This is a genomic window from Pseudomonas saxonica (assembly GCF_007858365.1).
In the GTDB taxonomy this organism is placed as follows: Bacteria; Pseudomonadota; Gammaproteobacteria; order Pseudomonadales; family Pseudomonadaceae; genus Aquipseudomonas; species Aquipseudomonas saxonica.
Genome location: NZ_VFIO01000001.1, coordinates 455827 through 472634, shown reverse-complemented (window position 1 = coordinate 472634; position 16808 = coordinate 455827). Strand labels below are relative to the sequence as shown.

Below are 16808 nucleotides of genomic sequence, written 5' to 3'. Positions count from 1 at the left end.
CAGGTCACGGGTGCCGGCCGCCAGCGATCCCCGTGCGGCGGAGCACAGCTTGATTGAGCGCATCGGGGAGCCGAACCTTAACGCGTTAACCGGTTATTCGACAATGGGCATGCAGCGCTTTAATCCACCAGCGGAGAAGCAAGTGCGCGATCAAGGGTGGCCTGAGAGAACTCGACGGCATGATGACCGATCCACTCCAGGGCCAGTGTTTCGATATTTTCGGGGCTCTGGCTGTGCTGTTGAAGGCGGTAATAGTGTTCGATTTGGCAGACTTGCTCGCCCATGCGTGCGCCGAACAATATCTGGTCATCGGTAAATGCAACGCCGACCCGATAACCGTCGGGGCGTTTTTCGCACCATGCAATATAGCCGGGGTATCGGGCGTTCTCGCCCAGGGTCGGCATGCTGAGTTCTACAGCAGTGCCACGTCGCCAGCCTCTGTCGCTGTTGCATGAAACGCCGGCAAGGCTGATAGAGTGCAGTTTGTGGCGTGAAAGAGCGGGTTGTTTGCGGGGTTGGATCTCAACAGGAATATCGTCTGGGTGAGGTAGAAAACGACCCATGTATGCACACTCCGAGTGCCAGCATTTCAATATTGTTTTACTAAGTATAGTGAGTGAAATGGATCTGACTGACTTTGATGCGGATCAGCGTCTGTTGGCGCTGCCCGGCACCTCGCTGGTGGTATTCACTAGCGTGGGCTGTGGCAGTTGTCGAACGGCACGTGCCCAATTGCCTGAAATGCAGTTGCCGATCAATCAGTTGTGCTGGATTGATGCGGGGAACAACGGCGGCTTGGTCGAGCGCTATGAGATTTTTCATTTGCCAGCATTGTTCGTCGTGCATGACGGCGCATTTTACGGCGAATTGAAGTCGCGTTTGAGTGAGGGCGAGCTGGCGCACCATATCCGCCTGGCCTTGACCCGTGAGCCTGACGAGCTGCCTTGAGACATCACACCGTGCGGAGGCAACATGAGCAAAGGTTTAAAAGGCAAGCTGGTACTGGCCATCTCATCTCGGGCTCTGTTCGATTTGAGCGCCAGCCATCAGGTGTATCTGACGCAAGGAATCGAAGCTTACCGCCAGTACCAGATTGAGCATGAAGATGAAGTACTGGAGCCGGGCGATGCATTCGAACTGGTGAAAAAACTCCTCAGCTTCAACGCAAGCCTTGGTCGTGAGCGAGTTGAAGTGGTGCTGGTGTCTCGTAACAGTGCCGACACCGGGTTGCGAGTATTCAATTCCATACAGCATTACGGTCTGGCCATTTCCCGCGCCGCCTTCTCCGGTGGTCGAAACCCCCACCCCTATTTGAATGCGTTTGCATGCGACCTGTTTTTATCGACCCATGCGGACGATGTACGCAGTGCGTTGGATGCCGGTTTTGCCGCCGCGACGATTCTGTCGGGTGGAGCGCGGCGCGCCGAAAGTGCAGAGCTGCGCATTGCCTTCGATGGCGACGCGGTGCTGTTTTCCGATGAGTCGGAGCGGGTCTACCAGTCGGGGGGGCTTGAGGCGTTTCAATCCCTGGAGCGTGAGTCGGCTCGCAACCCTTTGCGGGGTGGCCCTTTCAAAGGCTTTCTGGAGGCATTGAACCTGTTGCAGCGTGAATTCCCGGCCGACAGCTGCCCGATACGTACAGCGTTGGTTACTGCGCGTTCCGCACCCGCCCATGAACGGGTGATCCGTACTTTGCGCGATTGGGATATTCGCCTCGACGAGTCGTTGTTCCTGGGTGGGCTGGATAAGTCGGCTTTTTTGGAGGCGTTTGCCGCTGACGTGTTTTTTGATGACCAGGCCGGTCATTGTGAGCGGGCGCGGCAGGTGGTTGCCACCGGCCATGTGCCCCACGGTATCAGTAACGAGACGCGCAGCCTGAGCTCAGACTGAGCATGACGTGTAAGTCATCGTGCGGGTCATCGTACAGGTGAGGGCGCTGCTAAGCTGATGGTGTCTCGGCCATTCTGGCACTCGGGGAGGCCGCATGATCCGCTCAATACTCTATGCCACTGACCTTGGGATATACGCGCCGGTCGTGATGCAGCATGCATTGGGTATGGCGCGGGGCTTCAGCGCAGATTTGTATGTCATCCATGTGGTAGAGCCCATGGGGCTGTTTGCAGAGTCAGTGTTGCAGAGTTATCTCGACGAGCAGTCCCTGAATCAATTGCAGCAGCAAGGCATGCACACGATGCTCATGAATATAGAGCAGCGTGTACTCGACAGTTTTCGCGATGATTTGCTTGAAGGTGATCAGGAGCTTGCATTGATACGCTCCGTCAAGGTTCTCCAGGGGGAGCCTGCGCAGATCATTCTGGAGCAGTCCCTCAAACTGGAGGTCGACCTGTTGGTACTCGGCAGTCATTGCCAGCCGACGGGGGCTATAACTCATTTGGGGCGCACAGCCGCGCGGGTGATCGAGTTGGCGCAGATGCCGGTGTATATGGTGCCACTGTTACATCGGCGGCACCGTTCAGGAGTGTAAGGCGCAGGGAATGGATAAAATGATAATAAAGTTCTAGATTTATTCTCTTGCCCTTCCATATAGTTATATATCGCCGCCGATACCCTTGGCGTCAATCTGCTTTGAGGGATGCATATGAAGCTTCAACAATTGCGCTACATCTGGGAAGTGGCGCACCACGACCTCAACGTTTCAGCGACCGCGCAGAGCCTTTACACCTCACAGCCGGGTATCAGCAAACAGATTCGCCTGCTTGAAGACGAGCTGGGCGTCGAGGTCTTTGCTCGCAGTGGCAAGCACCTGACCCGCGTTACACCTGCGGGGGAGCGGATTATCACCACGGCGGGTGAGATCTTGCGCAAGGTCGAGAGCATCAAGCAGATCGCTCAAGAGTTTTCCAACGAGAAAAAAGGCACTCTGTCGATTGCCACCACGCACACCCAGGCTCGCTACGCCTTGCCGCCGGTGATCAGCAATTTCATCAAGCAATACCCGGATGTCGCCTTGCACATGCATCAGGGCTCACCGATGCAAATTGCTGAAATGGCCGCGGATGGCACCGTTGACTTTGCCATCGCCACAGAAGCGCTGGAGCTGTTTGGTGATTTGGTCATGATGCCCTGCTATCGCTGGAATCGTTGCGTGGTAGTGCCACAAGGCCACCCGCTGACCAAATTGCCCAAGTTGACCCTTGAAGCGCTGGCTGAATACCCGATTGTCACTTATGTATTCGGTTTTACGGGTCGCTCCAAGCTGGATGAAGCTTTCAGCCATCGTGGCTTGACCCCCAAAGTGGTCTTTACCGCAGCTGACGCTGACGTGATCAAAACCTATGTGCGATTAGGACTGGGCGTTGGCATCGTGGCCAAGATGGCCGTCGATACCAACCTGGACAAAGACCTGGTGGTGTTGGATGCCAGTGAGCTGTTTGAGTCGAGCATTACCAAGATCGGCTTTCGCCGTGGCACGTTCCTGCGTGGATTCATGTGCGACTTTATCGAAAAATTTGCGCCGCACCTGACCCGCGAAGTGATGGCCAAAGCGATTCAATGCCATAACAAGCAAGAACTTGAAGACTTGTTTGAAGGGGTTGAGCTGCCTGTGCACTGAGGCTGTGTCACGTTTAACCAAGGCTTGCGTCACCGTGATCACGTATTGAACTGATCACGAGGGCGCAAGCCTTTTTATGCGCCCCACGCAGGGTTAATGTACCGGTCACTGCTCTGCGTTTCGTGCATGTCGGTATTGGCTGACCGCTTCATACACCGCTTTACGCAGCCGGTTGATTCCACCAATCGGTTGATGCTCCTTAATCCCGTGCCAGGGGTTGAAAGACAGGTTGTCACACGCCAGATTCTCGCCAGGGGTGTCGAAGTCTTGAGCGGGAATCGTGACCCTGGCTACCGTTTCAAACGGTGCATCCGACTCTTTCCACTCGATGCTGGTGTCTTCAATCGGCATATAACGGTTGGCATTCTGTCGTTGAATTTGCAGTACAAAACAGGCCGGCACGCGATCCCTTGAAAGCTGCTGGTTCAATGCGCTGCGCAAGAAGTTGGGCAGTGCTTCATTTTGTGCGGGCAGGGTGTAGGCGGGGCAACTGTCAGGGTCAGGCGCTACCCGGTATTTGGCATTGGCTGCACCAAATTTGTAGGGCGAGACCGAAAAGTATGTGGTTTGGGTCGGACTTGGAGGGGGCGGCGCCAGCGTGGCCAAAGCGATAAACAAGTGGCGGATCTGCCAGCTGCGAGGGTCCGGGGACGGGAAGAACGCCATCACTTTCTGACCATCAGCTTGCGCGCCGATGTTCTGGCGGTATTCAGCTACATCGCTGACAAAGAAATTGGGATGGTTGAACATCACAAAATCCTGCTCGCTACGTCCGTGCTGGCTCGGCATAAGCTGAGTACCGGGCACGTCCAGCAATTTAAGGGCCATGCCCCGGGCATCGCGCAGGCTGTCAAATTGCGGGTAGGCGTTGCCATTGGACAGGCGCATGACGGCTTGCCAGGTTTTACCCGGTTCTGCGAAAACCCCCTGGCGCAGTGTCGGATCAAGGTTTTGCAGCACCGCGACTTCTGCTTTTACGCATCCGTGAGCTTTGGCATGAGCGTCACGCAGATAGCGTGTGTTGTCGCGATGTTGATCCACTATTTTGATGGCGGTTTGCAGAATGTCTTGAGTCATGGCGGCTTCGCCCGCCGGGATTTCTTCCTGAGCGGACACCGGGCCGCGGTGGTGCCACGCGAACCAGCCGGTGGCCAGCGCCCAGCCGATCAGGCCCAGCGCAATCAGCGTTAGCACAAGTTTGCCCAGCCAGGTGCCGAGACGAAGCCAAAGTTTAGTGAGCATGAATACTTCCTTTTAGCGGGCACGATAAGGCGTGGCACTTCATAGGGATGGCAACTGTTGTTCCAGCGGTCCGCCGAGTACTTTCAAATACTCCAGCAATGCCCAGCGCTCTTCGGGTTGCAGCAGACGACCAATCACGCCGTTGCCACGTGGGCCGGCGCGGAATTCATGACCGCTGTTGTGGTTGCCGCTGATTCGCGTGTCGAGAACAAAGCCACCGTCAAACGCTTCGGTGTGATAACCCAGATGGCGCGGATCGTATTCAAAACTGCCGCGGTAAAACGTCTCGTCCCGCTCAGATTGAGGTGAGAGCAGTTGATACAGCGTGGGCACTGAGCCGTTGTGCAAGAACGGCGCAGTCGCCCAGATGCCTTCCAGCGGGCGGGCCTTGTAGCCGCGAACTTCCTGAACCGCAATAGGCAAACCATAGCCATTGAGGCGTGCTTGCTCTTGGGGGTCGATCCCGGCCTGAGCATACGCATGCTTTTCTACAAAGGCGGTGATGTAGGCAAGGCCTTTGGCCACTGACAGAGAATGCAGGTTCAGAGGTTCGTCGCTGGCGGGAACCAGATCGACATTGAGGTTTGCCAGCTCGGCAGGGTCCCATTGCAGGGCACTGACGTCATAACGGTTATCGGCAATATTGTTCGCACTGTTAGGGTCTGTGCCAATCACCTCCAAAGGAATGACTCGCAGCTGTTGTACCTGGCGGCCGTTTTCGTCTTTGACGGGCGGCACGTGACACGCGGCGCAGTTCTGCGCAAAGAGAGCACGGCCTTTTGCGGCCAGGGGGCGGTCGATCTGACCGAAGAGTGTTTCTGGCCAAACCGGCGGTTTGAGCCGTTGCAACGTTTCTTCGATGAGGTGCAAATCATGCACTCGCACGCTGGAAGGGTAGCGTGCGTCGCCTTGCAGGGGCTGGCCGTGGCTGTCGAAAAAGTTGAGGGTGGCACCCACCCCCAGCGCTTCCCCGATATTGCGGGCCATGGGCTGCTTGGCTGACGCGTTCCATTGCACCCAATCAAACGTCCACATGTCCCACAAGTGCGGGTAATCAACTGGGGCGTTGGCGACGCGATAGTTGTCCGGGGTAATGGCGTCACCAAAGCTGGCATTGGCGATACGCCCGAATGCATCGGTCCGCCCAGGCCCTTCAAGGGTCGGGTACAACCCGCGATGGGTGTCGTTCCAGGCCACTGCGAGAAAGGTGTTCAGCGATGCCTTGAACTCAGCGCGCAACTGCTGGTGCTGCTCGTCGTAGTTGTCGCCCAATACATGGCGAGCGAAGCGTTCGAACTTCCACGGGTTGTAATACGTTGCGGCCAGACTGGCAACCAACGCCTGGCCAAAGCTGCCTCCGCGCAAGGTCGGCACGCTGGAGGGGAGTACATGCTGTGCGGGGGCGCCATCGACACGCAGGGCTTGGCCCTTGTAGCGCAGTTCGCCGGTGTGGCAGGCCGCACAGGTTATGTCCAGATACTCGACATTGCTGTCTGGATTTTGATGGCGTGTAAAACCTACGGGCAAATTGCCCGGGTTGGCGGCACTGGCTTTTTGCTGTGGATCCACCAGAAAACCAAACCTGGCCAGATAGTCAGGCGCTGCAAACGGTTGTTCAGAGAAAGGCAGTTCCAGGGCAGTGAACCAGTTATAGCGCAGACCTTTAACTTGAGTCCCTTGAGGGGTGTAGTAATAAATCTGGCGATCTGCAGCACTCCACTGATCCTGATAATGCAGCTGCTGCGGCACCGTGTATTCGGGCAGTTTGGGGTGGGCGGTGAAATAGAGGATCAGGCCTATGAGGGCACCTAGAGCCACTAACAACATCAGAAAAACCCGGTAAAACACACGCACAGTAACGCTCCATGTAAGAATTTTTACAGTCTTATGCCCCAGGTTCTTTCTGGCATCAAGTAGCCATGAGTCTCCTGTGCATGAAGAGTGCTAGTCTTGACAGGTTGTCAGGTGTGTAAGCAAAGGTTGCTGTATTTATGAATTGTCTTTTAGGCATGAACTTATCTGTGCTTTGTGGCTCTCATGCCGGTAGCCATTGGTCGCGGCCGCCTGATAAGCTCGCGGCTTTATTCGATTGCCCATTTGGCGCATGAACAAGGAAATAGCATGAAACAGCATCGGTTGGCGGCAGCTGTTGCCCTGGTAAGTCTGGTACTGGCGGGTTGTGATTCGCAGACCAGCGTAGAGCTGAAAACCCCGGCGCAAAAAGCCTCTTACGGCATTGGCCTGAACATGGGTAAAAGCCTGGCTCAAGAAGGCATGGACGATCTGGACTCCAAAGCTGTTGCTCTGGGTATCGAAGATGCCGTTGGCAAGAAAGAGCAAAAGCTGAAGGATGACGAACTGATCGAAGCTTTCGCAGCGCTGCAAAAGCGTGCTGAAGAGCGTTTGACCAAAATGAGCGAAGAAGCCTCTACTGCAGGCAAAAAATTCCTCGAAGAAAATGCCAAGAAAGCCGGTGTTGTTACCACGGCTTCGGGCCTGCAATACGAAGTGATCAAAAAAGCCGACGGCCCTCAGCCTAAAGCAACTGACGTGGTGACCGTTCACTACGAAGGCAAACTGATCGATGGCAAGGTGTTCGACAGCTCGGTTGAGCGCGGCAGCCCGATTGACCTGCCGGTTAGCGGCGTGATCCCGGGTTGGGTCGAAGGTCTGCAACTGATGCACGTGGGTGAGAAGTACAAGCTGTACATTCCTAGCGAGCTGGCTTATGGCGCGCAAAGCCCAAGCCCGGCTATCCCGGCCAACTCGGTGCTGGTATTCGATCTGGAACTGCTGGGTATCAAAGACCCTGCAAAAGCTGAGCAAGACGCTGCTGCTCCACAAGCTGCTGCCCAGTAAGTCGTTTACGTACACCTGACGCCCCGTCTCGACGGGGCGTTTTTATGTGTGCCGATTTTTGACCCGTTTCCCTGAGGGCGGAGCGCAATGTCCCGCACTTAGTGGTTGTTGACTGGCAAGTCAATGAATTTATGGGTTTTTTTATGTGTGTAAAAAATGCCCGATTTGAGCGCAGCCCTTACAGAACGTGCCTTTCAGCCGTAAAAATCGGCTCTGTTCACAAGGTTATCCACAATTTGTGTGGATAACATTTACCCCTCTTCCCCCTGTTTTTAGCGTTTCAGTATGAAACTTGCGTTTCACATCAAAAACCCCAGAGACCTTGGCGACTGATAGGATTAAGCTTCTAGGGAAAGTTCCGACTCAATTTGCTTAAAATTCTGACGGGGTTTAGTAATGGATCTGCAAGTTATCAAACGTAATGGCGAACCCGAATACGCGGTTTTGTCATGGGAAAGCTATCAGGCGCTGCTCAAGGCTGCAGGTGTTCAGGAATTACCAACTGCCAGCGAAGTGTTGCACGCCCCTGATGCCGAGCGATCAACATCTGATGAACCTGCTCAGATGCCACCAGGGCTCGATCAGTTGCGAGGTTTGCGTGAAACCAAGGGTCTAGCCCTTGAAGCGCTGGCACGGACTGTAGGCATTAGCCCTTCTTATCTGGAAATGATCGAAGCCGGTGAGCGTCTACCCGACCTTGCCATTCGTCGTAGCTTGGCCTGGGAGCTGGGTTTACCAGGCTGGAGGGAAGGAAAATGAACGTACGCATCAGTCGTCAACACTGGGATGGGTTACTGGCTGAGCTGGATCAAGCGCGTCGACAGCGCCATTTATTGACGTATCGCGCACTGCTGGAGCGTTTGCAATTGCCAAGCCCGGCGATGCTCACACTGACTGCGGCTCTGGAACATTTGGCTGCTATGGATGTGAAAGCCGATCAGCCATTGCGCAGTTCGCTGGTCATCAGCCAAGGGGCTAGCCGTTTACCGCGCACAGGGTTTTTTGAGTGTGTAGAGCGGCTGGGGCGTTTCTCGGGGCCGCCGGATGGTGTTGCAGCTGCATCGTGGCACGCGAGTGAAGTGGTGCGGGTATTTGAATTTGCCTACGAAACTGAGGCGGTTTGAGTGTTATGGAGGCTGAGGGCACGTTGTTGCTATAGCGTGGCGCGCACATTTTTCCGCCGCGCTTGGTGCGTTCGTCAGCCCTATCTCTGGCGGTGGATGGAAGGGCAGTTTTCGCGGATGGCAAGCCTGGGTGATACCCGCGCTCAAAGCTTTTACGGCCATGTTCTAGCCTTTCGCGGTGAAGGGCCGGGTGCAGCTGAAGAGGGCGTCCGTTTGTTGCATCTGGCGGCTTTGGGAGGCGATGCAAAGGCTGCCTACCAATTAGGCGCTTTCAGTCTGGCAGGCACCGTTGTGCACGGGCCAGATGCGGGTGCAGCCGTGCGCTGGTGGACGATGGCGAGAAATGCCGGGCATCCGTTGGCGGCCCTCAGGCTGGTTGAGCTTTATCGGCTGGGTGGTCCCGGTTTGCTGGCCGACCCGAAGCTGGCCGCGCACTATCAGGTTTAACCGTAAGGCAATAAAAAGGGCGGGCCGCATTACGCGGCCCGCCCTTTTTACATCTTGATGCTGGCTTTCTTACTTCTTGGCGACTTGTGAAGTCAGCTTGAGGTAGTCCAGCAGAATGCGCCCGGTCTCACTCAGGTAGGCGTCATCTTCCGGTTTGGTCTTTTCAGGCTCGACCGGCAATGCATCTTCGTCTTCTTTTTTCATTTCCTTGAGCGGCGCTTCGCCTTTAGCCTGACGGCGGGCGTTCTCCATCACCAACTGCTTGGCATCAATATCAGCATGCTGAGCACGACGTTCTGCTTCGTTCAGGCTGACCGTTTTTTCGGCCATCAATTTCTCGGCCAGGGCCAGCTTGTCGCGGATGAAGATGAACTCGGCATCTTTGGTCACCCGTGCATCGTGCTCAGCTTTGAGTTGATTGATGAAAGGCTTGAACGGGTCAGATGCAGGCTTGATCGCGGGGCGAATGGTGTCCCACGGCATGGCCTCGGGCAGTGCGCTTTCACCGATTTCCTTGGTGTCGATAATCGACGGGAAGGCGATGTCAGGCAGAACGCCCTGATGCTGAGTACTCTGGCCAGAAACCCGGTAGAACTTGGCCAGTGTCAGCTTCAGCTCGCCATGATTCAGGGGCTGGATGGTTTGCACCGTCCCTTTGCCGAAGGTCTGGCCACCGATAATCAATGCGCGGTGGTAGTCCTGCATCGCACCGGCAAAAATCTCTGAAGCCGAGGCCGACAAGCGATTGACCAGCAATGCCATCGGGCCTTTGTAGAACGCCCCCGGGTTTTCATCTTCAAGCACATCGACTTTGCCGTCTGCATTACGCACCAGCACGGTTGGGCCCTTGTCGATAAACAGACTGGTCAGCTCGGTCGCTTCTTGCAGCGAACCGCCACCGTTATTGCGCAGGTCGATAATTACGCCATCGACTTTTTCTTTCTGCAATTCGGTCAGCAGCTTTTTAACGTCGCGGGTGGTGCTCTTGTAATTCGGGTCGCCCGCACGGAACGCTTTGAAGTCCAGATAGAACGCTGGAATTTCAATCACACCCAGTTTGTAGTTCTTGCCATCCTGCTTGAGGTTCAGGATCGACTTTTTCGCCGCCTGCTCTTCAAGCTTCACCGCTTCGCGGGTGATGGACACGATCTTGCTGGTCTGGTCATTCGGTGCGTTGCTCGCCGGAATTATCTCCAGGCGCACGACAGAGCCTTTAGGCCCACGAATCAGTTTGACCACTTCGTCCAGACGCCAGCCGATGACGTCGACCATCTCTTTGTCGCCTTGGGCAACGCCGATGATCTTGTCAGCCGGAGCCACCTGTTTAGTCTTGTCGGCCGGGCCGGCAGGCACCAGTCGCACCACCTTGACCTGGTCGTTATCGCTCTGCAACACCGCGCCAATGCCTTCCAGCGACAGGCTCATGTTGATGTCGAAGTTTTCCGCACTGTCTGGTGACAGATAGTTGGTGTGCGGATCGTAAGACATGGCGAACGTGTTGATATAGGCCTGGAAGATGTCTTCGCTGCGGGTCTGATCAAGACGCGACAGTTGGTTCTTGTAGCGCTTGGTCAGCAGCTCCTGAATTTTCGCAGGCTCTTTGCCGGCGATTTTCAGGCGCAGAACTTCATCTTTGATTCGCTTGCGCCACAGGTCGTTGAGTTGGGCTTCACTGGTGAGCCACGGAGCGTCCTTGCGGTCGATCTCCAGGGTTTCCTTGGCCGTGAAATCGAACGAATCAACGCCTTTGTTCAGCTCGGCAAGGGCAAAGTCCAGACGCGACTTAACGCGATCCAGATAGCGCTTGTAGATGATGAAGCCGGGGTTGAGATCGCCGCTTTTGAGGAAGTCGTCAAACTGGAATTTCCATTTGTCGAATTCGGCAATATCGCTGGCCAGGAAATAACTGCGCGATGGATCAAGCAGCTTCAAGTAGCTGTCATAGATGATGGCGGAGCGTGTGTCATCCAGTGGGGGCTTGCTGTAATGATGGCGCTTGAGCAGCTCAACGACGTTAAGACTGGCAATCACCTCATCACGATCGGGCTGAAGGTTATCCCAACTGTTAGCGGCGAACGAATTAGCCGAAAACGGCAAAACGCCAAGGCCAATGAAGAGGGCAAGTGCGGTGCTAGGGAATAAATGCTTCATGCTGATTCGACGCGGGGGCAATTGATAACGCATATTAGGCCGTCTTTGAAGTCGCCGGTTCCATCAAGGACCGGTCGCATAATGCAAAAAGCCCGGTGCTTCAGCGCCGGGCTCAGTCCAGACTCACTATGGAGGCACTGTGAAAGCATTGCAAGGCGTTGAAGGTCTAGTGAAGTGGGTAGAAGAGCCAAGCCCCACCTGTGATGTAGGGCAAATCCGGATTCGTGTAGCGGCTGCCGGGCTTAATCGGGCTGATTTGTTACAAAGCGCGGGCTTGTATCCGCCCCCGCCAGGGGCCAGTCAAATGCTGGGGCTGGAGTGCTCGGGTATTGTCAGCGAAGTGGGGCCGGGGTCGGCATGGCAAGTCGGCGACCGTGTTTGCGCGCTGTTGGCAGGGGGGGGCATGGCCGAGGAAGTGGTGGTCGATGGCCGTCACGCGTTGCCTGTGCCGGATGGCTTGTCGTTACAAGAAGCCGCTGCGCTGCCCGAGGTGTACACCACTGCGTGGTTGAACCTGTTTCAATTGGCGGGCCTTAAGCCCGGCGAAAAAGTTTTGCTGCATGCTGGGGCCAGTGGTGTTGGTTCAGCCGCCATTCAGCTGTGCAAGGCGTTTGGTAGCCCGTGCTGGGTGAGCGTTGGCTCGGCCGAGCGTTTGGCTTACTGCGAAGCGCTAGGGGCTCAAGGTGGAGCATTACGCACAGAAGGGCTGGACAGCCTCAAGGCCTTGGGGCCGTTTGATGTGGTGCTGGACCCTGTGGGTGCCAACTATGTTCAGGACAACCTCAAATTGCTGGCGCTGGACGGCCGTTGGGTGCTCATTGGTTTGATGGGTGGGCGCAAGGCCGAGCTGGATTTGGCGTTGGTGTTGGGCAAGCGTATTCAATTGCTGGGTTCGACGCTGCGCAGTCGTAGTGATCAGTTCAAGGCTGATTTGCTCAGTGACCTGGGCCAGCAAGTGTGGCCGTTGTTCACTGAGGGGCGGTTAAGCCCGCAATTGGCCAAGACTTACCCGATTGAGCAGGCCCAGGAAGCCTTTGCCGAATTGGCCAGCAATCAAGTCTCGGGCAAGCTGGTGTTGGTCATTGACGAAACGCTGGTTTAACCCGTTGTAATGAATACGCCCCTTTCACTGCCACAGGCTCGGGCAGTGAAAGGGGTAAAGTGTTACTGCCAATAATGGATCGGCCACCCGGCTTTTTCTGCGTGTTCACGTAAAACCGGGTCCGGGTTGACCACGTTTGGATAATCCACTTTGAGCAGCAACGGTAAGTCGTTGCGTGAGTCTGAGTAAAAGCTGGCCCCTTCAAGGTTTTCTTCTTCAGCGTCTAGCCATTCCAGCAGTCGTGTGATTTTACCTTCGCGGTAAGTGAGGGTTCCCACGGTTTTGCCGGTGTACACGCCGTGTTCGACTTCAAGCTCAATCCCCAACACTTCATCGATGCCCAAGCGTTCGGCAATCGGTTTGACCAAGTGCGTTCCCGACGCCGAAATGACCAGAATCCGGTCGCCCTTCTTGCGGTGCGCGGCAATGGTTTTGCAGGCGTCACTGAAAATGATCGGTTCGATGAAGTCTTCAACCCACGGCCCCACCAGATGCGCCACTTCTTCTGGCGTGCGGCCGATCAAGGGCTCAAGGCTAAAGGCCATATACTCTTCCATTTTCAGCTTGCCTTGGCTGTAGTACTCCATTAGCTCGTTGTTGCACCTCATGAAGGATTCAGAATCGACCCACCCCAGGCGACCCATTTGCTCGCTCCACAACGTGGCGCAATCACCGTGAATCAAGGTTTCATCCAGATCAAAAATTGCCAGGGCCATCAGTCCAACTCCCTTTTCTGCGACTTCAAAAGCATCAGGCTACCTCACACAGCGTGCTGTTATCGATGGAAAGCGACACACGCTGCCCATCTGGGTACAAGTCGGCCGGTGAGCGGTTAAGCACGTCCACCAGCAGTTCGACGCCTCGCACCTCGACGCGATAGCGAATCACATTGCCCAGCAGGCTATGACTGAGAATCAGCGTGTCGGGTTCGCCGTGCAGGCTGAGCCCAAGGGTTTCAGGACGAATCGCAATCCGGCTGCTTACCGGGTGTTGCAAGAGCCGGCTGGCGGCGTCGACGTCCAGCAAGTTGTAGTTGCCGATGAACCCTGCGGCAAACACATCCACCGGGGCAGCGTAGAGGCTTTGCGCATTGCCGCTCTGCACGATGCGGCCCTGATTCATCAAAAAGATGCGATCGCTCATGACCAGCGCTTCTTCTTGATCGTGGGTGACGAAAATCGTCGTCAAGCCCAATTCACGTTGAATAGCCCGAATTTGCTCGCGCAAATGTTTACGAATACGCGCATCCAGGGCTGACAGCGGCTCATCGAGCAATAACAGGCGCGGTCGTGTCACCAGCGAACGTGCCAAGGCAACACGTTGACATTGGCCCCCTGAGAGTTGATGAGGATAGCGCGTGGCAAAGTCGTTCAGTTCTACGAGCTGCAACACCTCTGCTACGCGTTTTTGGGTGTCGTTGGCGCTGACTTTCTGCATGCGCAAGCCGAAGGCCACGTTTTGCTCGACGCTCATGTTGGGGAACAGCGCGTAACTCTGAAACACCATGCCGATGTCGCGCTTTTGTGGGCTCAGTGGAACGATGTCCTGACCCTCCAGCAGGATTTGGCCGGCATCCACCGGGGTTAACCCGGCGATACAGCGCAACAGGGTTGATTTGCCGCACCCCGAGGGGCCAAGCAGGGTGACAAATTCGCCCTTGCTGATGGTGAAATTGATATCGCTGAATACCGGGGTCGCAGAATAAGTTTTTTGCAAATGTTCGACGCTGACGAAGCTCATTGGCTTTTGTCCTTGTTCAGGAAGGTGGCAACCCAAGTCAGCACCAGTACAAAGAGGAAGTACGAGATCACCAGTGCACTGGTGAAATGGCCGCTGCTGTTACGCATGTTATTGAGGAACACCTGCAAGGTTTCATAGCGGGTGCCCACCAGAATGTTGGCGAACACAAATTCGCCGAACAGGAACGAAAATGACAGCAACAGCGCTACCAGCAAGCCTTTGCGCAGGTTAGGCAAAACCACCAGAAATGCGGCTTGCCAGGTGTTGGCACCGAGCAATTGGGCCGCGTCCATCAGGTCTCGCAGGTGAATGGCTTGCAGGTTGTTGGTGATAGCCCGGTACATGAAGGGGAGGGCGATGGTGAAGTAGCAACCGATCAGGATCCAGGGAGTGCCGACCATTGCCATCGGCCCGGAGCCATACAGTTGCAGCAAGCCGACTGAGGAGACAACAGGCGGTACCGCGAACGGCAGCAGGATGAGGATATTCATCAGCGCGTCGAGTTTGGGGAAGTGGTAATGGACCACAAACAGCAACGGCAGAATCAGCACCACGGACAGCACCAGTGCGCCGACGCAAACCAGTAATGAGCGACCGAAGGCGGATAAAAAGCGCGGGTCGCTCCACAATTGGCTGTACCACTTGAAGCTGAATCCACTGGGCAGAATGGTCGCCGACCAACTGCTGGAGATTGAGTAGATCAGCGTGCCAAGCAGGGGCAATAGCAAGATGAGAAACAGCAGGTAAACCACGCTACGGTGGTAAACGCTGGCGGTTGGGGCTTCAGCGCGCGACATGGTAGCTCCTCTTTAACAGCCATTGATGCACCAACGTGACCAAGGTCATCAACCCCACCAAAATCACCGCCAGGGCGCTGGCCATATTAGGGTCCAGGCTGATATCTCCCGACACCATGGCCGCAATGCGGATCGGCAGTACGTTGAAATTGCCGGTGGTCAAGGCATACACCGTGGCGTAGGCGCCCAGGGCGTTAGCCAGCAAAATCACAAATGTGCCCAGCAGGGCGGGTGTCAGGACGGGCAGTCCGATATGGCGCCAGAACTGCCAACTGCTAGCACCCAGTAACGAAGCTGATTCGCGCCAGTCTTCGCGCAGCGCATCAAATGCCGGGTACAGCAGCAATACGCCGAGTGGGATCTGGAAGTAGGTGTAGAGAATGATCAGACCGGTTTTCGAGTAAAGGTTGAAGTCCTCGATGATGCCTGCCTGTTTAAGCATGATCGTGATGCTGCCGTTAAACCCCAGCAGGATGATGAACGCGAACGCCAGTGGGACGCCCGAGAAGTTGCTGGTCATATTGGCGAAAGCGTTAACGAAGTTGCGCAACCGCGAATCTACTTTGCGCAGCGAGTAACTGCCCAGCACGGCAATCACAATGCCGAACAGGCTGGACCAAAAGCTGATCTCAAGGCTGTGCTGGATGGCTTGAAGATAAAACTTTGAACTGAAAATTTTGCTGAAGTTAGCCAGTCCCCAACCGCTTTCTTCAGATTGCACACTGTGTATCAGTACCCAGAACAGTGGGGCGATTTGGAACAGGATAAAAAACACCGCGAAGGGCACCAGGCACAATAGCGCTAACCATTTTCCGCGGGTCATGGCGCGGGCCTCAGTAAATCACGGCACAACGGTTTATCGTGGGCGATGCCAAGCAACTCGCACACAGTGCCGCACAGTTCAGTTTGTTTAGGCATGACGTCGGGGTTCAGGCTGAAGGCATCACCCAGCACAAACAGGGGCACTTCACGCTCTTCGGGCAGCAAACCGTTGTGCGATCGGTCGTTGTTCATGCCGTGGTCGGCGGTGATCAGCACTTGATAGCCTGCGAGCAGCCAACCCTGGAGGTAGTCGGCCAGAATAATGTCGGCAGAGCGGGCGCTGTTGCGGTATTGCGCCGAGTCCAGGCCGTGTTTGTGACCGGCATCGTCGATGTTCATGGGATGAACCAGCAGAAAATCCGGTGTGTGGTTGACGCGCAAGTGTTCGGCGTCTGCGAACAGGTGTGAGTCGGGGTAGTGATCGCTCCAGTAAAAATGCCCGTACTGGATGGGCAAGTCGCTGTCTTGCGTGTGACGGTCGCGTGCGGCGATAAAAGGTGAGCGGTTGTACAGTTCGCTTATCCAGTGATACGCCGCAGCCGCCGTGCTTAAACCGGCCTCTCGGGCGTAGTGAAACACGCTGCGCTGATGAGACAGACGAGAAATATGGTTGTGCACAATGCCGCTTTCGATGGGCGTTACACCGGTCAGGATGCACTCGTAGAGCGGGCGGGACAGGGCGGGGAGTTCACACGTGAGTGTGTACAAGGCGGCGCGCCCGGCACCCACGTACGCCTGCAAATGCCCCATGGCATGATTGGCGACGGTGTAATTCAGACCGTCGAGAACCACCAGAATGACCTTGTGTTTCATGTGCGACTCCGCGAACAAGCTGGATATGGCTCGTCTGACCCGTAGCAGCTACCGCAGGCTGCGTCCGATTGCGCAGCGATCGTAGACCCAATTATCACGGTCTGAACCGTGAATGAATTTACGCTGGCCATGCCGCC

General features: G+C 55.7%; 18 protein-coding genes. 9 read left to right on the top strand and 9 right to left on the bottom strand.

What is annotated here, in order from left to right; genetic code table 11:
- Positions 1 to 119: 119 nt before the first annotated feature.
- Positions 120 to 563 carry a PilZ domain-containing protein gene (locus FJD38_RS02240; protein WP_122784481.1) on the bottom strand — a complete coding sequence of 148 codons (444 nt, stop codon included), beginning with the start codon at positions 561 to 563 and terminating at the stop codon, positions 120 to 122.
- Here FJD38_RS02240 and FJD38_RS02235 point away from each other — a divergent pair.
- The 4 genes from FJD38_RS02235 to cysB all read left to right on the top strand — a co-directional run bounded on the left by FJD38_RS02235 (position 562) and on the right by cysB (position 3574).
- On the top strand, positions 562 to 948 hold the full coding sequence (locus FJD38_RS02235; RefSeq protein WP_122784482.1) for a YbbN family protein: 387 nt from the start codon (positions 562 to 564) through the stop codon (positions 946 to 948). The two genes, FJD38_RS02240 and FJD38_RS02235, sit on opposite strands and share 2 nt — an antisense overlap.
- 24 nt (positions 949 to 972) lie before the next feature.
- Complete coding sequence (locus FJD38_RS02230) at positions 973 to 1890, top strand: 5'-nucleotidase (protein WP_122784483.1); 918 nt, start codon at positions 973 to 975, stop codon at positions 1888 to 1890.
- A gap of 94 nt (positions 1891 to 1984) precedes the next feature.
- Positions 1985 to 2485, top strand: coding sequence for a universal stress protein (locus tag FJD38_RS02225; RefSeq protein WP_122784484.1), 501 nt, complete (start codon positions 1985 to 1987; stop codon positions 2483 to 2485).
- A gap of 114 nt (positions 2486 to 2599) precedes the next feature.
- Complete coding sequence (gene cysB, locus FJD38_RS02220; protein ID WP_122784485.1) at positions 2600 to 3574, top strand: HTH-type transcriptional regulator CysB; 975 nt, start codon at positions 2600 to 2602, stop codon at positions 3572 to 3574.
- Between the two features lie 105 nt (positions 3575 to 3679).
- Here the strand turns inward: cysB and FJD38_RS02215 are convergent, their stop codons facing one another.
- Together FJD38_RS02215 and FJD38_RS02210 are read right to left on the bottom strand one after the other, a co-directional pair.
- Positions 3680 to 4816: a catalase family protein gene (locus FJD38_RS02215; RefSeq protein ID WP_146383797.1), complete on the bottom strand. Its 1137-nt coding sequence runs from the start codon at positions 4814 to 4816 to the stop codon at positions 3680 to 3682.
- Positions 4817 to 4855: 39 nt separating this feature from the next.
- A complete protein-coding gene (locus FJD38_RS02210; protein WP_122784487.1) occupies positions 4856 to 6670 on the bottom strand; it encodes a di-heme-cytochrome C peroxidase in 1815 nt (604 codons plus the stop codon).
- A 267-nt stretch (positions 6671 to 6937) separates the two neighbouring features.
- Here FJD38_RS02210 and bamJ point away from each other — a divergent pair, with 267 nt between their 5' ends.
- From bamJ to FJD38_RS02190, 4 genes are all read left to right on the top strand, one after another.
- The gene (bamJ, locus tag FJD38_RS02205) at positions 6938 to 7675 is read left to right on the top strand and encodes a BamJ family beta-barrel-assembly machinery protein (RefSeq protein WP_122784488.1); all 738 of its coding nucleotides are present in this window, start codon (positions 6938 to 6940) and stop codon (positions 7673 to 7675) included.
- Between the two features lie 396 nt (positions 7676 to 8071).
- The gene (locus tag FJD38_RS02200; RefSeq protein ID WP_122784489.1) at positions 8072 to 8434 is read left to right on the top strand and encodes a helix-turn-helix domain-containing protein; all 363 of its coding nucleotides are present in this window, start codon (positions 8072 to 8074) and stop codon (positions 8432 to 8434) included.
- Entirely contained in the window at positions 8431 to 8799 is a 369-nt protein-coding gene (locus FJD38_RS02195; protein WP_122784490.1) for a hypothetical protein, read from the top strand. Before FJD38_RS02200 ends, FJD38_RS02195 begins: the two co-directional genes overlap by 4 nt.
- Positions 8800 to 9246 carry an SEL1-like repeat protein gene (locus FJD38_RS02190; RefSeq protein WP_122784491.1) on the top strand — a complete coding sequence of 149 codons (447 nt, stop codon included), beginning with the start codon at positions 8800 to 8802 and terminating at the stop codon, positions 9244 to 9246.
- Positions 9247 to 9315: 69 nt separating this feature from the next.
- Here the strand turns inward: FJD38_RS02190 and FJD38_RS02185 are convergent, their stop codons facing one another.
- Positions 9316 to 11397: a carboxy terminal-processing peptidase gene (locus FJD38_RS02185; RefSeq protein ID WP_208727485.1), complete on the bottom strand. Its 2082-nt coding sequence runs from the start codon at positions 11395 to 11397 to the stop codon at positions 9316 to 9318.
- A 139-nt stretch (positions 11398 to 11536) separates the two neighbouring features.
- Between FJD38_RS02185 and FJD38_RS02180 the strand changes: the two genes are divergently transcribed.
- Positions 11537 to 12499, top strand: a complete 963-nt coding sequence (locus FJD38_RS02180) for a zinc-binding dehydrogenase (RefSeq protein ID WP_122784493.1) — start codon at positions 11537 to 11539, stop codon at positions 12497 to 12499.
- Positions 12500 to 12561: 62 nt separating this feature from the next.
- On the opposite strand, the gene FJD38_RS02175 is transcribed toward FJD38_RS02180, so the two are convergent.
- The 5 genes from FJD38_RS02175 to FJD38_RS02155 are packed head-to-tail and all read right to left on the bottom strand — an operon-like array spanning position 12562 to position 16671.
- Positions 12562 to 13215 (bottom strand): HAD family hydrolase, encoded by a 654-nt coding sequence (locus FJD38_RS02175; RefSeq protein ID WP_146383796.1) that lies wholly within the window; start codon positions 13213 to 13215, stop codon positions 12562 to 12564.
- Between the two features lie 34 nt (positions 13216 to 13249).
- Complete coding sequence (locus FJD38_RS02170) at positions 13250 to 14239, bottom strand: ABC transporter ATP-binding protein (protein WP_122784495.1); 990 nt, start codon at positions 14237 to 14239, stop codon at positions 13250 to 13252.
- Positions 14236 to 15036: an ABC transporter permease gene (locus FJD38_RS02165; protein ID WP_122784496.1), complete on the bottom strand. Its 801-nt coding sequence runs from the start codon at positions 15034 to 15036 to the stop codon at positions 14236 to 14238. Before FJD38_RS02165 ends, FJD38_RS02170 begins: the two co-directional genes overlap by 4 nt.
- A complete protein-coding gene (locus tag FJD38_RS02160; protein WP_122784497.1) occupies positions 15023 to 15859 on the bottom strand; it encodes an ABC transporter permease in 837 nt (278 codons plus the stop codon). Before FJD38_RS02160 ends, FJD38_RS02165 begins: the two co-directional genes overlap by 14 nt.
- Positions 15856 to 16671, bottom strand: coding sequence for an alkaline phosphatase family protein (locus FJD38_RS02155; RefSeq protein WP_146383795.1), 816 nt, complete (start codon positions 16669 to 16671; stop codon positions 15856 to 15858). Before FJD38_RS02155 ends, FJD38_RS02160 begins: the two co-directional genes overlap by 4 nt.
- Positions 16672 to 16808: the final 137 nt, after the last annotated feature.